This is a genomic window from Pedobacter aquatilis, assembly GCF_032678405.1.
Classification (GTDB): Bacteria; Bacteroidota; Bacteroidia; order Sphingobacteriales; family Sphingobacteriaceae; genus Pedobacter; species Pedobacter aquatilis_A.
In genome coordinates this window covers 143,929-160,311 of sequence record NZ_JAVTSJ010000007.1, presented here as the reverse complement: position 1 = coordinate 160,311, position 16,383 = coordinate 143,929, and the positions used below count along the sequence as shown (strand labels likewise).

At 39.2% G+C, this 16,383-nt stretch carries 10 protein-coding genes; 4 read left to right on the top strand and 6 right to left on the bottom strand.

The genetic code is table 11. From position 1 onward, the window contains the following. Positions 1–13: 13 nt before the first annotated feature. The 3 genes from glgB to R2R71_RS18590 all read right to left on the bottom strand — a co-directional run bounded on the left by glgB (position 14) and on the right by R2R71_RS18590 (position 7,566). Entirely contained in the window at positions 14–1,999 is a 1,986-nt protein-coding gene (gene glgB, locus R2R71_RS18600; RefSeq protein ID WP_316832787.1) for a 1,4-alpha-glucan branching protein GlgB, read from the bottom strand. Between the two features lie 62 nt (positions 2,000–2,061). Next, a complete protein-coding gene (locus R2R71_RS18595; protein WP_316832786.1) occupies positions 2,062–4,524 on the bottom strand; it encodes a glycoside hydrolase family 31 protein in 2,463 nt (820 codons plus the stop codon). Between the two features lie 156 nt (positions 4,525–4,680). Further along, positions 4,681–7,566, bottom strand: a complete 2,886-nt coding sequence (locus R2R71_RS18590) for a TonB-dependent receptor (RefSeq protein WP_316832785.1) — start codon at positions 7,564–7,566, stop codon at positions 4,681–4,683. 190 nt (positions 7,567–7,756) lie between these two features. Between R2R71_RS18590 and R2R71_RS18585 the strand changes: the two genes are divergently transcribed. The 3 genes from R2R71_RS18585 to R2R71_RS18575 are packed head-to-tail and all read left to right on the top strand — an operon-like array spanning position 7,757 to position 11,556. Next, positions 7,757–10,186 (top strand): penicillin acylase family protein, encoded by a 2,430-nt coding sequence (locus R2R71_RS18585; protein ID WP_316832784.1) that lies wholly within the window; start codon positions 7,757–7,759, stop codon positions 10,184–10,186. 48 nt (positions 10,187–10,234) lie between these two features. After that, positions 10,235–10,552 carry a hypothetical protein gene (locus tag R2R71_RS18580; RefSeq protein WP_316832783.1) on the top strand — a complete coding sequence of 106 codons (318 nt, stop codon included), beginning with the start codon at positions 10,235–10,237 and terminating at the stop codon, positions 10,550–10,552. A 20-nt stretch (positions 10,553–10,572) separates the two neighbouring features. Then, positions 10,573–11,556 carry an acyl transferase gene (locus R2R71_RS18575; protein WP_316832782.1) on the top strand — a complete coding sequence of 328 codons (984 nt, stop codon included), beginning with the start codon at positions 10,573–10,575 and terminating at the stop codon, positions 11,554–11,556. Between the two features lie 52 nt (positions 11,557–11,608). Here the strand turns inward: R2R71_RS18575 and tyrS are convergent, their stop codons facing one another. Further along, the gene (gene tyrS, locus R2R71_RS18570) at positions 11,609–12,895 is read right to left on the bottom strand and encodes a tyrosine--tRNA ligase (RefSeq protein ID WP_316832781.1); all 1,287 of its coding nucleotides are present in this window, start codon (positions 12,893–12,895) and stop codon (positions 11,609–11,611) included. 155 nt (positions 12,896–13,050) lie between these two features. Between tyrS and R2R71_RS18565 the strand changes: the two genes are divergently transcribed. After that, positions 13,051–13,725, top strand: a complete 675-nt coding sequence (locus R2R71_RS18565) for a hypothetical protein (RefSeq protein WP_316832780.1) — start codon at positions 13,051–13,053, stop codon at positions 13,723–13,725. 14 nt (positions 13,726–13,739) lie between these two features. Here the strand turns inward: R2R71_RS18565 and R2R71_RS18560 are convergent, their stop codons facing one another. Together R2R71_RS18560 and R2R71_RS18555 are read right to left on the bottom strand one after the other, a co-directional pair. Then, complete coding sequence (locus tag R2R71_RS18560; RefSeq protein ID WP_316832779.1) at positions 13,740–14,114, bottom strand: hypothetical protein; 375 nt, start codon at positions 14,112–14,114, stop codon at positions 13,740–13,742. A gap of 103 nt (positions 14,115–14,217) precedes the next feature. Next, a complete protein-coding gene (locus R2R71_RS18555) occupies positions 14,218–16,251 on the bottom strand; it encodes an FUSC family membrane protein (protein WP_316832778.1) in 2,034 nt (677 codons plus the stop codon). Positions 16,252–16,383: the final 132 nt, after the last annotated feature.

Below are 16,383 nucleotides of genomic sequence, written 5' to 3'. Positions count from 1 at the left end.
TTTCTTTTTTAAACTATTTGCTCTTAAATATCGAAACAGCCAATGGCGGCAAAGTAATATCAATCGAATATTTCTGGCCATTTGAACCCTCTTTATTCGGTATGATATCTCCACGGTTATTAATTCCACTACCATAATAAACGATATCGTCAGAATTAAAGATTTCTTTCCATTTTGTTTTAAAAGGTACACCTATCCTATAGTGTTCGCGTACAACAGGCGTCAGATTTAGCACGACAATTAAAGTATCTTTAGCTTTTGGTCCTTTCCTGATATAAATAAATACAGATTCATCGCTATTATCTGCATCAATCCACTCAAAACCTTCGTAACTGAAGTTAAAGTGATATAAAGCTGGTTCTTTCTTATATAAGAAATTTAAAGCTTTAACCGTTTCCTGCATACCTTTATGCGGCGCATACTGCAGTAAATGCCAATTTAAGGATTGTGTAAAATTCCACTCATTAGTGTCGCCAAATTCATTACCCATAAAAAGCAGCTTTGCCCCCGGGTGTGTATACATATAACCATACAATGCCCTCAGGTTTGCAAACTTTTGCCACTCATCGCCAGGCATTTTATAAATCATTGGCGATTTACCATGCACTACTTCATCATGCGAAAACGGCAACATAAAATTCTCGGTGAAAGCATAAGTCATACTAAAACTGAGTTGATTCTGATGATGCTTTCTCCCAAGTGTGTCTACCTTGAAGTATTTTAAAGTATCATTCATCCAGCCCATCATCCATTTCATGCCAAAGCCCAAACCACCGTTATGTACAGGATGTGTTACGCCATGGTACGTGCTGCTTTCTTCAGCAATGGTTTGAACGCCTTCATAATTACCATAAACGGCAACATTTAAATCCTGCAGAAACTGAATAGCGCCAAGATTTTCACTTCCACCATATTCGTTTGTTGCCGATTCGGCATCTTCTCTTGAAAAATTGAAGTATAACATCGAAGCTACAGCATCAACACGAAGGCCATCTGCATGATATTTATCTAACCAAAATAGCGCATTACTGATTAAAAATGAACGTACCTCGTTCCTGTCATAATTAAAGATATAGGATTTCCAATCGGGATGAAACCCTTTCCGCATATCCGCATGTTCATAAAGATGTGTTCCGTCAAACTCATATAAACCGTGCCTGTCGCCAGGAAAATGAGAAGGCACCCAATCAAGAATAACAGCAATATTAGCTTTATGCAGTTCTTCAATCAGGTACATTAAATCCTGTGGAGATCCGTAGCGGGAACTTGCACCAAAATAGCCTGTGATCTGATAACCCCAGCTTGGTGCAAAGGGAAATTCCATTACCGGCATTAATTCTACATGGGTAAAACCCATTTCCGTAACATAAGGCACCAATGCCTTTGCTACCTCCCGGCTATTCAAAGTCCTTTCCGGATTATCGGGATCACGATGCCATGAGCCTAAATGCAATTCATAAACCGAAATAGGTTGGTCGAGTGCATTAACTTTTGGTCTTTTAGCTAACCAGGTTTTATCTTTCCAGCTGTAGTCAGTATCCCAGATAATGCTTGCTGTTTGAGGGGGATGCTCCCACCGTATGGCATAAGGGTCGCCTTTTAAATGTGCTGATTCATCGAAACCCTTTACAAAATATTTGTAAACATCTCCTTTTTTGAGCCCGGGAATAAAGCCTTCCCAAATTCCAGATTTATCCCATCTTTTGTTTAGCTCATGTCCATTTGTATTCCAGCCATTAAAATCGCCAACAACAGAAACCCTTATAGCATTTGGCGCCCAAACCGAAAAATAAGCACCGGAAGTTTTTTCTACTGTTAACAAGTGTGAACCCATTTTCTCATATAAGCGAAAATGTTTGCCAACTAAAAACAAATCGATATCGTAATCGGTAAATAAGCTGTACGGCCATACCGGCAAAGTTTTATCTATTTCTGGTAATGCTGCTTTTGCTGTTTTTTTTACCGCAGGTTTAGCGGGTGCTTTTTTTGCTGCTGACATCGTTATTTTAGGTTAGATATTTTAAACCCCGAAAGCTAATTAAAGTTTTCGGGGTTGTATTGTTACAGACTAATAATCTGTATTTCAGAGAAGTTTTTATTGCATTTAAAGTGCAGGCAACCTTTATCATCGGTATAAAAGTCTGCTACGTCACGTCCATCAACAGAAATCTTACGCACCTGGAATTTTATGCCCAATACATTACAAGCATAGAATTCATAATTAGGCGTATATAATCCCTCAGTTACCTGGTTTATTTTCAATGTTGAAGCATCACCTTTCACCGTGAATTTTTTCTCCAGGTAAATATCCTGCTCATAAGCAAAGGTATCGCCATGGTCTTCATACATAAATGAATTTACCTCATAATCACTGCTGTAAATGTTCAGCATTACTTCTGTAATAGCCTTTTCATCAACATATTGCATTACAGGATATTCTGGAATTACCGACCCCGCCCTTACAAACATAGGCATACTGTCTATTTTTGCTTCTACCAGATGTTCACTTTCTCCTGCAAGAATCTCATTGGTCCAGAAATTATACCAGGTTCCTTTAGGGAGATAAACTTTTCTTGAAACCGCACCTTGTTCTAAAACAGGGCATATCAACAGTTTATCACCATAGCAAAATTCATCCTGACGGAAATGGTTGCTGATGTTTTCTTGTTCTAACATAACCAATGGCCTTAGAATCGGAAAGCCATAACGATGATGCTCCCAGAAAACGGAATATAGATAAGGCATTAAACGATACCTTAATTCGATAAACTTACGGTTAATATCTTCGAAAAAATCGCCAAAACTCCATGGCTCACGTTCGGCGGTATCGCCTGCTGAGTGTGCCCGCATAAATGGAGAAAAAGTACCTAACTGAATCCAGCGGGTGAATAATTCGCCATCAGGCTCTCCGCTAAATCCACCTATATCGGTACCACAAAAAGGTACACCTGAAACTGATAAACGCTGACATTGGATATTACCCATTTTTAAATGTTCCCAGCTGGCAAGGTTATCTCCTGTCCATACACTTGCATAACGCTGCATACCCGAGTAACCCGCTCTGGTGATGGTAAAGGGGCGTTTATTACGCATCAGTTTTTTCAGACCTTCGTAGGTAGAACGCACCATTTGCATACCATAAACGTTGTGTGCTTTACGGTGCGAGCCTCGGAAACCATCGTAGTTATGGCGTACATCATTGGGGAACGTTCCCGAACCAAAAACAGCCGGTTCGTTCATATCATTCCAGAAACCCGCAACGCCCATATCTACCAGCTCTTTGTATAAATTTCCCCACCATGTACGAACCTTTGGATTGGTAAAATCGGGAAACTGACAACGTCCAGGCCACACGTGCCCTTCCATATAATAATCATCGCTTCTGCGACAGAAAAATCTTTTTTCCTTTCCTTCTTTAAATACCCAGTAATCATCATCTACTTTTATCCCTGGGTCAATCATCACAACGGTTTTAAAACCATCGTCAGAAAGCTCTTTAATCATCCTTCTAGGATCGGGAAAGTATTTTTTATTCCAGGTAAAGCAACGGTAGCCATCCATATAATCGATATCTAGATAGATAGCATCACAAGGAATTTTACGCTCACGGAACTGTTTTGCAATATCTTTAACTTTCGATTCCGGATAATAACTCCAGCGGCATTGCTGATAACCTAATGTCCATTTTGGTGGCATTGGGTGCGTACCTGTTAAGCTAGCGTAGCGCTTAACAACATCCATCATATGCGGTCCATGGATGTAGTAGTATTGCAACTCACCACCATCTGACCAGAAACTGGTTTTACTTACATCTTCTGCACCAAAATCGAAGTATGATTTAAAGGTATTATCGAAAAAGATACCATATGCAGCCTGGTTATGCAAACCAATGTAAAAAGGGATTGTACGATACAAAGGATCCTGATTCCAACCAAAAGAATAAGCATCTGTATTCCAGTTCTGGAACCTGCGGCCTCTTAAATTGAAGTTTCCGGATTTATCGCCCAAACCGAAGAAATTCTCCTCAGGATGACATTTCTTAGTTGCAAAAATGTAGTAACCACCAAAATCTGTATTTTCTTCCCAATGCATGGAATTGGCATCATCAACCATTAACATGCCTGTTATATTATCAGAAAAAGAAATATGAAAATTGGCTTTTTCAATTTTACAGGTCACAGCATGCGTAGAAATGGTATAACTATCGTCATGCTCCTGCATTTTAAATACCGAAACTTTTTGATCAACCTCAGGTACGGCATAAGAAAAATCATCAAGAAAGACACCGTGAGGCGCTAGTCGCACACGAATAATATCGTCGCTTACCACTCGAACTTCTACTCTGGCATCACCATCGGAAAAATAAAACCGGTTACCTTCTTTTTTAACTTTTTTAACTGCACCTAAATATTGCTTAACAATCGGTTTTACTGATATATCAACAGGGTTATTTAAATGTTGTATTTCCTGTTCTTTTTCAATCAGCTCACTAGCCGGACTCGGCTTATCGTTTTGCTCTTCCATCCTAATAATTTCAAAATATTTAATTCGATTTCCTTAAAACAAGCTCGTTAAGAAAGTACTATAATACAAATATTTTATAAAAGGAATGGCACTATTTCATAAAAAAGCCCTCATTACTTTTCAACGTAATGAGGGCTAAATGTTAATTAATTTATTTTATGGATTAAAAGTAAAGGCTAAGTAGTAAATCGCCCCTGCTTCAGGATTTCCGTAAGATGTGAAATAATATTTATTTAAAATATTAGAACCGCCTAGTTTAATTGTAGATAAAACTGAAGGTATTCTTAAGCTAACCTGCGCATCAAGGGTACTATATGAAGGCACCTGTCCTGCAGCGAAAGAAGAATTCCAGTAAAATTCATCCTGCCAGCGATAAGAAACATTAAAACCAAAATTCTTGATTACTTCTTTATTACCAATACCCAGGTTATACCTGATTTTCGGTGTATTGAAATCATTGATATAGTTTGCAGGTAAATCGCCGATCTGGTTGTAAGAAACGTTTCCGCTCAAATTATACTTTCCGATTAGATAATCTAAACCCAGCGCAGCTCCATAAGAATTTACGGAACCTTCAGCATTTACCGGAACACCATATTTCACGAAACTGCCATTTACGTTTTGGTACACATTTACAGCGGTAATGAAATCTTTATATTGATTATAGTAACCATAAGCATCAACCAATAATTTCGGGCCTAACAAACCTTTATAACCAATTTCATACGATTTAACGCTTTCCGGACGTATACCGCGTGCATCGAAAGTATATTTTTGCAATAATGCAGGATTTGGTGCTCCTCCAATCACAGAAGCCAGATAAGCCCTGTAACTGCTTTCAGTATAACCTTTACTTGCTTCAGCGTTTAATCCGTATTTCGTTAAAAACTCTGGTAAACCACCTATCAATCGTTGAACACCACCACCTACAGAAAGATCTATATATTGGTTTTGTGTTGTTGGATTACGGTAACCAGTCTGGAATGAAAGACGAATGTTATTATTTTTTGCAACTGTGAATACACCGGTAACTCTTGGCGTAAAACGGCCCTCAAAATTGGTACTCTTATCGTAACGACCAGCAACGGTTAGCTTAAATATCTCTCCAAATTTCTTACCTGCCTGAGCAAAAGCGCCATATTCATTGATATCAATCTTTCTGTTTAGATCATCGAAAATTGTTCCGGCCGATCTTAACTGGTATTTTCTTGATGAGGCCCCAACCTGGAATTCGATAACATTATTAAAGGCATTGGTAAAATTGTACATACCTTCATAATGATACAGATTGGTTTTATCGTCAAATTTAGCGCCATAGATACCTTTACTTGGGTCGGTAGCGCTAATTGTTGTATTCATGATCTGCTCTTTGGCTGTGGCGAAAGCTGTCGACCCTGGCAGCGCCCGGTTAGCATCGGCAGTTGTCCTTGCTGCAGCCTGTGCGGCAGCATCACTGGCACCCTGAGCCCTTGCAGCAGAATAAGCGATGGTGTAAGTTGGAAACCATACAGATGCCGTCGGACTTGTTTTCTCATTGATATAACTTCCAAGGATAGAAGAAATATAAGAATCGCCTGAACGCTCCTGGGTAGTATAAGCCCTTAAGAAGAAATCCTGCCCTTTTAATTCCAATTTAAACTGACCGATTCTGAAATTACGCAAAGAATAACGGTCAGAACCAGTGTAAACAGAAGTACCTGTTCCCCAGTTAGCCTGGGCAATGGCCTGGATCGTTGGTGTAAAGTTATAGTAAAGTGCACCTGAAGTTTTCAACGACTTCGTATCATAGTCAACCAGATCAGCTTCGTTGTAACCTGTTCTGGAAACGGTTTGACTTGGTGTAGTATTTTTGTTTAAACTGTACATAACACCCAGATAAGGTAAAGCAGGTCTTAATGCGGCATAAGCCGGATTGGAATTTACGGTACTTACAATCTGAGGATAGGTTAATCCTGCACCAATAAAACTATTAAATGCCGCGAAACCTGCAGGAGACGAAGCCTGGAAAGCAGCCTGAACTGATCTTGCAGCTCCCAACAGGTTTGAATTTACCTCATCACCATAAACGTTTACGCCGTCATAACCCGGATCAGAGTTTCTGTCGCCAGGCTTTACGCTGTTGGCAACCCTATCAAAATTTGCAGTATTTGTACCATACCAGTCTTTCGCCTGAACAAAAGAGAAGGCAGCCTTAAATCCGAATTTATTATTCCATGCTTTTGCAACACGAACATCCAACTGGTTAAATGGCTGTACACTGCTATTATTATCGTTTACGTGGTTTACGCCTGTTTTATATTGAAAACTGGCTCCGGGATATTTAAAAGGATCTTTAGAAGTCATTAGTAAAGTACCGTTTATACCACCTGCACCGTATAATGCAGAGGCAGCACCAGGAAGCAACTCCACATTATCTACATCAAGTTCTGTAATACCAACGATATTTCCAACCGAGAAATTCAATCCAGGTGCCTGGTTATCCATGCCATCGATAAACTGATTAAAACGGGTATTTCCATTTGAGTTAAAACCACGGGTATTAATTGATTTGAATGTTAAACTCTGCATGCTGGTTTCAACACCTTTCATATTATTTAAGGCATCGTAAAAAGATGGCGCTGCTATCTCCTTAATCGAGGCGGCACTCATGCGTTCAATTGAAACCGGTGATTCGAGTATACGCTCAGGCGTTCTGGATGCAGAAACCACCACATCACCGCCCAATAAAGCCGCAGCCTCCATTTCAACGCTTAAACCCGTAGTATTTCCTGTTACCGATTGCTCAACAGTTGTATAGCCTACATAACTGCTCACCAAAGTAAAAGGTGCCTTCGCTGAAGTTGTAAAGCTGAATGCACCGCTGGCATTTGTAGCAGCACCGCCTGATTGACCTTTTACCGTAACGGTTACCCCAATCAGTGGCTCTTTGCTTTGCTTGTCTCTAACGGTACCGCTTACCGTTATATTTTGCGCATTTACCGTAAACCCGGTAAGGCAAACAAGTACAAACACACGGATGATTTGTGTAAAGATTTTGCTCATAAACGTTAATAAATTTGGTTAGTGTTTATTTAGTTACTTAAACTTAAATCCTTTTTTTGAATTATACAAATTATGTTAGCATAATAATTTCAATTGAAATTATTAATTTTGATTGAGATATTTTTGTCGTAATTTGCATATTGTCATCCGGCAAATAATTTATGTAATGTTGATTTCTAGCTAACCATTTATGAATAAACTTAAGGCTCTTTTCTGCATTTTAATCCCAATAACACTCGCATTTCTTTTCAATACAAAACTTGGTAGCACACCACCTTTGCTAAAATTCTTAAATCCATTTATGGGATTTTGGCAAAATGCCGAGAATAACCATTTTATGTTTAACCATAAAGCAAAAATTAAAGGTGCGATTGATAAGATTGAAATTGTTTTCGACGATAGAATGATTCCCCATATTTTTGCAAATAATGACCACGATCTTTATCTGGCACAGGGCTATGTTACGGCTATGCACCGTTTATGGCAAATGGACTTTCAAACCCGTTTTGCCGCCGGAAGAATCAGCGAAGTTGTTGGGGAAAAAGCTATTGAAGTTGACCGCTATCAGCGCAGGATGGGTATGGTTTATGGTGCAGAAAATTCTTTAAAAGGAATGATGGCCGATCCTAAAGCCAAAGAAATGATCCTGGCCTATACGGAAGGCATCAATGCCTATATCAAAACATTATCAAAGGCTAATTATCCGATAGAGTATAAAATCCTCGACTTTAAACCTGAGGATTGGTCACCCGTAAAATGCGCATTGCTGTTAAAACAGATGTCGGCTGTTCTGGCCATGGGTTCTGATGAATTTTACATGACTAATATCCTGAAAAAGTTCGGCCCCGAGGTTACAAAAGATCTTTTCCCAGATTACCCTTTCCGCGAAGACCCGATTATCCCGATAGGTACAAAATGGAACTTTTCGCCACTGGCTATCCCTAAAACACCTGAATCTTTTACAAAAGCGCAAACAGGTGAGGTAAAAACAAAAGAAAAAATTGAAGGGATCGGAAGTAATAACTGGGCATTATCAGGTGCTAAAACTGCTTCGGGTTATCCCATTTTAGCAAACGACCCACACCTGGATTTAACACTTCCATCTATCTGGTACCAGATTCAGTTACATGCGCCTGGTGTAAATACTTATGGCGTTTCACTTCCTGGTGCACCGGGGGTGATTATCGGCTTCAATGGTAAAATTGCCTGGGGCGTAACCAATGTTGCTGCCGATGTACTGGACTTTTACCAGATAAAGTTCAAAGACGATTCACATAAAGAATATTGGTATAATAATGCCTGGAAGCCTACGAAAACCAGGCTTGAAACCATAAAAATCCGCGGCGCTAAAGATGAAATAGATACGGTTTATTATACACATCATGGCCCCGTTGTTTATTTTCAAAAACCTAAATATGGCAGGGCAAACAATGTTCCTGTTGGCGATGCATTAAGATGGATTGCACATGATGAATCAAATGAACTGATGACTTTTTACTACCTGAACAGGGGTAAAAATTATGATGATTATAGAAAAGCACTAACTTTTTATACTGCGCCTGCTCAGAATTTCATCTTTGCAAGCATTGATAATGACATTGCCATTACCCCAAATGGTAAGTTTCCGCTCAAATGGAAAGACCAGGGTAAATTTATTCTGGATGGCACCGACCCTGCCTACGATTGGCAAGGCTGGATTCCTGCTGCTCAGAACCCAACAGTTAAGAATCCGCCAAGAGGTTTCGTAAGTTCTGCTAATCAATCCTCCACTGATACCACTTATCCTTATTACATTAACTGGGAGTTTTCGCCTTACGAACGTGGAAAGCGCATAAACGACAGACTTGCAGCAATGAATAAAGCTACGGCAGACAGTATCCGCCTGATGCAAACCGATAATTATAGCATTATGGCCCAAAATCTTTTACCAGCCCTGATGCCTTTGATTAACAGCGAACAGTTGAATGCAACACAGAAAGAAGCATTAAGCTATGTTTCCAAATGGGATAAGCGTTATGATGCCGATAAAATAGCCGCCAGTGTTTTCGAAATATGGACCAAGCGATTAAGTTTTGATATCTGGAACGATGAATTTGAAGTTGAAGGCATCCCGATGCGTTATCCTTCAAGAGACAGAACAGTGGAAATGATCTTAAAACAACCTAATGCCAAATGGTTTGATAACATTAAAACGCCTGCAAAAGAAACCCTGGCCGATCTGGTTAACGAAGCGTTTAAATATAGCTGCGATAGTTTAGAACGTAGATTCGGCCCCATAAACAAAGACTGGAACTGGGCAAATGTTAAACAAACCAATGTTCCTCACCTTGCAAAAATACCGGGCTTCGGTTCAAAGGTATTACTTATCGGTGGCGCCAAAAGTACAATTAATGCCATTAGTGAAAGTAACGGCCCATCTTGGCGAATGGTTATAGAACTTGGTAAAACACCTAAAGGCCATGGGGTATATCCTGGTGGTCAATCAGGAAACCCGGGCAGTAAGTTTTACGACAACATGGTTGATACCTGGGCCAATGGCAAACTTTACGATTTGTTCTATATGCAATCGCCTGATGATAAATCTGGGCAAATAATCTCTCGTTTAAAAATCTCTAAATAGCTAAAAATGGTTTTCATCGTCATATTAATAATTTGTTTTCTTTTACAGATGGTAGCCCCATGGTGGGTAATTATCGTTATTTCGTTTGCAACTTGTGGCATCATTGGCAAAACGGGTAAAATAGCCTTTTGGCAATCATTTTTAGCGATATTCCTTTTATGGATTGGCTATGCATTATTCAAGAGCCTTCCAAACGACAATGTATTGGCTTCACGCGTAGCGGTAATGACAGGTGTAAAAATATGGTGGATTTTATTAGTGATTACCGGATTATTAAGTGGTCTTGTGGCTGGAATAAGCGGCTATTGTGGTTATCATTTCCGCAAAGCGATGCTGGTAAAAAAAACTGACGAAAAAATAGCATAAGCCTTTGTACTTTTGCCCTTGTGAATTTTACCCCCGAAAAAATCTTTTCCATTCAGCATCCTGAAGAATTTGAAGCGATTGCTTTAGCTGTGTTCAGGCATCAGGCAGAAAACTGTGCGGTTTATGCGGAATACATGCGTCATTTGCGCATTGTTCCCCAGCAGGTAAAAAGTATAGAAAAGATTCCATTTTTGCCCATTAGCTTTTTCAAAACACATCGTGTGCTAAGTAATACCAAGCCGGTGGAAATAACTTTCAGCAGCTCTGGAACTACAGGAATGGTGCAGAGTAGCCACCTGGTAACTGATGTAAAGCTTTATGAGCAGAGCTACCTTCAGGCTTTCGATCAGTTTTATGGAAATATCGAAGATTATTGCTTTTTAGCCTTGCTCCCATCCTACCAGCAACGGGCTGGTTCTTCGTTAATTTACATGGTTAACGACTTGATCGCAAAAAGCAAACATGCTGAAAGCGGTTATTTTCTATATAACCATGATGAACTTTATGAAACCCTAAACAATTTAAAATCACGTAAACAGAAAACCGTTCTGATTGGTGTAACTTATGCACTGCTCGATTTTATTGAAACCTATCAGCTTAATTTCCCTGATTTAATTGTAATGGAAACCGGCGGCATGAAGGGAAAGCGTAAGGAAATGGTTCGGGAAGAATTACACGAACAGTTAACGAAAGGTTTTGGCATTAATGCTATCCATAGTGAATATGGCATGACCGAACTTTTATCGCAGGCCTACTCTTTAGGCGAAGGGATTTTCAATTGCCCTAACTGGATGAAAGTGTTAATCCGCGATACAAACGACCCTTTAACCCTAATCGACAAGGGCCGAACAGGAGGCATAAACGTTATCGATCTGGCAAATATTAATTCCTGTGCTTTCATTGCTACGCAAGATTTAGGCCGAATAAATCCTGATGGCAGTTTTGAAGTTTTAGGCCGTTTTGATAATGCCGATCTCAGGGGTTGCAATTTATTAGTGCAATAAAAAAAGCGTCAACAAATCGACGCTTTTCCTTAATAATATTATTACTTTCCAGTTATTCAGCTATCAAAAGGAAATAGTTTTTCTTCCCTTTTTGAACTACAATAAAGCGATCATTAATCAGATTTTCTGTATTAAACACCTGATTGATATCTGCGATCTTTTCTTTGTTCACCGAAACACCCCCGCCTTGTATCAACTTCTTGGTTTCGCCCTTTGAAGGAAAAACAGCAGTTTTCTCCGCCAATAAAGTTGCGGCATCTATACCGAGTGCCAATTCAGTTTTCGAAACTTTAAACTGAGGAATGCCCTCAAACATCTCCAAAACCTGATTTTCAGATAAGCTCTTTAAAAACTCCAGCGAACCATTGCCAAACAAGAATTCCGATGTTTTAATTGCTGTTTCCAAAGCTTCAGCAGAGTGGGTTTTCACGGTTATATCTTCTGCTAATGCTTTTTGCAACACCCTTAAGTGTGGTGCGGCATCGTGCTCCAATTCCAGTGCTTCAATTTCCGATTGCGTTTTCAAAGTGAAAATTCTGATCCACTTTTTAACATCATCATCAGAAGCATTTAACCAGAACTGGTAAAATTTGTATGGCGAAGTTTTTTCAGCATCAAGCCAGATGGCACCACTTTCCGTTTTACCAAACTTGGTCCCATCGGCCTTTTTTATTAACTGTGTGGTAATTGCATAAGCTGTTCCACTATCTTTTCTTCTGATTAACTCTGTTCCGGTAACGATATTTCCCCATTGGTCTGAGCCACCCATCTGCACCACGCAATTGTGGTTTTTCCACAGGTAGTAAAAATCAAAACCCTGAACCAATTGGTAACAGAATTCTGTAAAAGACATTCCGGTATCGCCTTCCAAACGTTTTTTAACGCTATCCTTCGCCATCATGTAGTTTACTGTAATGTGCTTACCAACATCGCGGATAAAATCCAAAAAGTTCATGCTTTTAAACCAATCCGCATTATTAACCATTACTGCGCCATTGCCAGCATCTTCAAATTTCAAGAATTTAGCAAGCTGGCGTTTCATTCCTGCAAGGTTATGTTCTACCATTTCAGGTGTTTGCAGGTTACGTTCGTCAGATTTTCCCGAAGGGTCGCCCACCATACCTGTTGCACCACCTACCAGAGCGAAAGGCTTATGGCCGGCATTCTGAAAGTGAATCAGCGTCATGATTTGCGTTAAATGCCCAACATGCAACGAATCTGCGGTAGGGTCAAAACCGATATAGCCAGAAGTCATACCTTCATTTAACTTTTCTTCAGTATTCGGCATAATATCGTGCAACATGCCTCTCCAACGTAACTCTTCTACAAAATTTGTCATGGTATAAAATTAATTGCGCAAAGATAGTTTTTTGCGCCTAAAGCTGAAAGCAGAAATAAGCATACTAAAATTGTTGCCCATTATTGAATTGTTATCCGGAGGTTAAGAAAATCAGGCTAAATAAATCAATCCGTTTTAAAAACTATATTTACAGAATGAATTTCCTTTCCCATTACTATTTCGACCGGTTAAATACTGATGCCAATATCGTAATGGGTATTGTACTGCCTGATTTGGTAAAAAATGCGTCAAAGGAATCAAACCTGTATCCACAGAAAAATGAATTCTTATTTAAAGGCAATACTGATGAAGAGGCCTTACTTGCAGGCTGGAAGAAACACTTAGCCGTTGACTTACTTTTTCACTCTTCAGAATTCTTTTTAGAAAAAACGACTGCATTAAAACATTTAATCGTTCCTGTAGTCGAAAATACGCATGTAAGACCCTCATTTCTGGCACATATTGGCCTTGAGCTTTTGTTAGACCATTTATTAATTGAACATAACCTGGTTCAGGTTAATCAGTTTTACGATAGTCTAAATGCGGTAAATAAAGATTCCCTTAGCGATTTTCTGGCGCACTGTAATTTTAAAAGCCCTGAAGTATTTTTCAGGTTCCTCGAACAATTTATCAGTAGTAAATATCTATTGAGCTATCAGAAACTTGAAAACGTCAGCTATGCCTTAAACCGTATTTGCATGCGTTTATGGCCTGAAACATTGAATGAACAGCAACTGGCGGAGCTTACCTATCAGCTTGGATTATTTAAAGAAATACTTGAAAAGGATTTCATGACCATCTTCAATCAAATAGATGCTCAACTTACCTGACCATTATTTCGGGCCTATTTAAGTTTTAGCGGTCCATCGGTTTTCTTTGTTTGAATATTTGAAGCTAAAATTACGGCACCCAAAGCCAGGGAAAGAAATATACCTTCGGCAATCAAACCACGACGGTTCTTCTTAACACCCTTAACAATATTGTATAAGGCAATAAAACCTAAACTACCCAGTTCTATGGCTTTTTGCGATTTGAAAGGAACGCTTCCCTTTCTGGTAAAAGCAGCTGTCATGAGGCTATCAACCATACTCAGGTTTCGGGAAACAGATTTTTTAATCTTACCTTTTCCATAGTGAATTCCCACTGCACTTCCCGCAGCCTTTAATCCCTCCAGCAATAACTCATCCTTAATATTTTTTCTCGTAGCAGTACTTCTCATAAGCGGTCTTTTCTATTTTCAACATCGTAAAAACAGATAAGGTTTTATAAAAATCAAATTCAGGATAAGTCGGCAATCAGAAAGGACTAAAGCTAAGCGTTAATTAGCGATGAAGCTTTTCGGCGAGCACCAAAATCTGTTTCAATTTCATATCCTTAGCATTTAAATCTTTTTCCAAATCGTTAATAGGATTTATCTTGTTCCCCTGGAAATTTGAAACAATAGCATTTATCAATGATTGATTAACAGAAGTTTTTTCTTCGGAGAGATAAAAGGAAGTAATCAAAGCATTAATATTGAAGAGTAAAACCTGCCTGACATAAAATCTATCCAGGCCCATACGATGGCTAAACGGTTCCTTTTTAGCGAGGGCCAAAGCTTCAGCTAAATCCGATAGCGTTAGGTTTGCATTCTTTCTGGCAAGCCTTTCTGCATTTTCATTAGTAAAGCCGGCAGGTTTGCACACGGCTGTTAAATATATCTCACTGGCAGTTAATGCCTGCTGCATTTTAGCGTTTAACTGGTAACTATCCCAAATGGGAAAAAGGTAGGAAGCCACTACCGCAATTAAACACCCGATAATGGTATACAGTACCCTTTCATGGACAATCATGTCGAAATGGCCATGATAAACCGAAAGCGTAAGAATAACTGCCAGGGTAATAAAAACTACGCTCAAGCCATAATACAATCGGTTAAAAGCAAAAAAACCTAGAAGAAAAATTACTGAAACACTTAATAAAACTGTGGGGCTTTTAACCAGATAAACCAGAAGTAAGCCAGTAATTATCCCCACCATACTACCGCTAATACGTTCTAAATTCCTTTTCCAGGTGATGGTAAATTTAGGCCTTGCCACCACTACTATCGTTAAGAATAACCAATAACTATACCTGCTTAAATCGAGTTTCAGAATCAGAAAGAAGCCAAACAGAAAACAAATGGCCAGCCGCAACGAAAACCTGAATACCGGAGAGCTAAATGTGAGATGTTCCCAAATTTTAGTGCTGTTTTTGCTTAAAAAATCCTGGTATTCAATTTCATTTCCAAGCAAGCGCTTACTGTTATGCTGAGGTAATTCATTATTACGAAGCATATCCAGGAGCTTACTCACGGCCTTTGTATTTGTAAAAAAAGCTTCAATGATTTCCTGCTGAGCGGGATTAAGCTTTTCTGAATCATTTTTTAAATTATCCATAAGTAGTTGATACGGATAAGATGAATCTTTCACTTTACCTGCCTTTCCCATACGCATTTCTCCAGCGAGGGTTTCGAGTTCCTTTGCGAGGAAATCGACAATAGCTTTCATGCGTGGTAAGAATCCTGTTCCTTCTAAAACTTTTCGCACCGCAGCGTAATCATAATGCACTGCATTTAGTTGCTCATATAAATCAATTAATAGCAAAGCCCTGCCTAGCAAAACCTGCCCTTTTCTATGTTCTGGGTGCATGGCCAGCTTATCTGTAAGCAGCAGATTTCTAATCAGTTCATGCTTGGTGTTTACCTTATGATGAAGTTTAATAATTTCTGCCTGTGAATCGTCGAAATAGGTTTCAGGGTCGTAATTCTTAGCCTTTGCTTTAAGAAACAAGGCACTGCTCATTAAGCATTCGAAAACTGCATGATGAAGCGAACGGAAAGGAAAAATCCAGATTTGCAATAGCGTAATCAAATAATACCATATACCCCCAACCAGCATATAGGTACTAAAAAGTAAAGGGTGCTTCGGCTGCAATCCCATCACAAAGCAGCATACAATGATTGCCATCGTTCCAATCAGTGCCATCCGGTTGCCATAGGCAGCAAACATCGAAAATATAAAAGCTGAAACGACCATTACTCCTGCCATCAGGTAAAAGCTTTTGAGGGAAAAAGAAATGGTTAGCGTAATTAAGAAGAATGTTAGCAGGCTGTAAATCGCCGTTTTAAACTTATTTAAACGATTATCAGGGAAATCTGTGAGGCTTAATAATAGTGCACCCACGCCAATACCAGAGCCCATTTCAGGCTTCCCTAAAAAAAAGAAAAGCAAAATCGGTAAAACGATGGCCAGCGTATTGCGTAAAGCATCAGAAAAATATTCGCCTAAAAAGAAATAAACGATAGAAGAGAAAAAAGACTTTTGGTTATACGACACGTTCTTAGCCCAACAATGAAGCGACAAAAGTACGTTTTAAATACCTCCAGAAAGCTTTTCTGGCTATAAAAATGCCCGACAACCAAATACCATTTCATTAACGGGTACAATTATCATCAATAATAGAAGGAA

Excerpts from the sequence above, each read along its gene's own strand:
- R2R71_RS18595 (WP_316832786.1), bottom strand. The coding sequence starts at position 4,524 with ATGGAAGAGCAAAACGATAAGCCGAGTCCGGCTAGTGAGCTGATTGAA.
- R2R71_RS18560 (WP_316832779.1), bottom strand. The coding sequence starts at position 14,114 with ATGAGAAGTACTGCTACGAGAAAAAATATTAAGGATGAGTTATTGCTG.
- glgB (WP_316832787.1), bottom strand. The coding sequence starts at position 1,999 with ATGTCAGCAGCAAAAAAAGCACCCGCTAAACCTGCGGTAAAAAAAACA.
- R2R71_RS18580 (WP_316832783.1), top strand. The coding sequence starts at position 10,235 with ATGGTAGCCCCATGGTGGGTAATTATCGTTATTTCGTTTGCAACTTGT.
- R2R71_RS18590 (WP_316832785.1), bottom strand. The coding sequence starts at position 7,566 with ATGAGCAAAATCTTTACACAAATCATCCGTGTGTTTGTACTTGTTTGC.
- R2R71_RS18565 (WP_316832780.1), top strand. The coding sequence starts at position 13,051 with ATGAATTTCCTTTCCCATTACTATTTCGACCGGTTAAATACTGATGCC.
- R2R71_RS18585 (WP_316832784.1), top strand. The coding sequence starts at position 7,757 with ATGAATAAACTTAAGGCTCTTTTCTGCATTTTAATCCCAATAACACTC.
- tyrS (WP_316832781.1), bottom strand. The coding sequence starts at position 12,895 with ATGACAAATTTTGTAGAAGAGTTACGTTGGAGAGGCATGTTGCACGAT.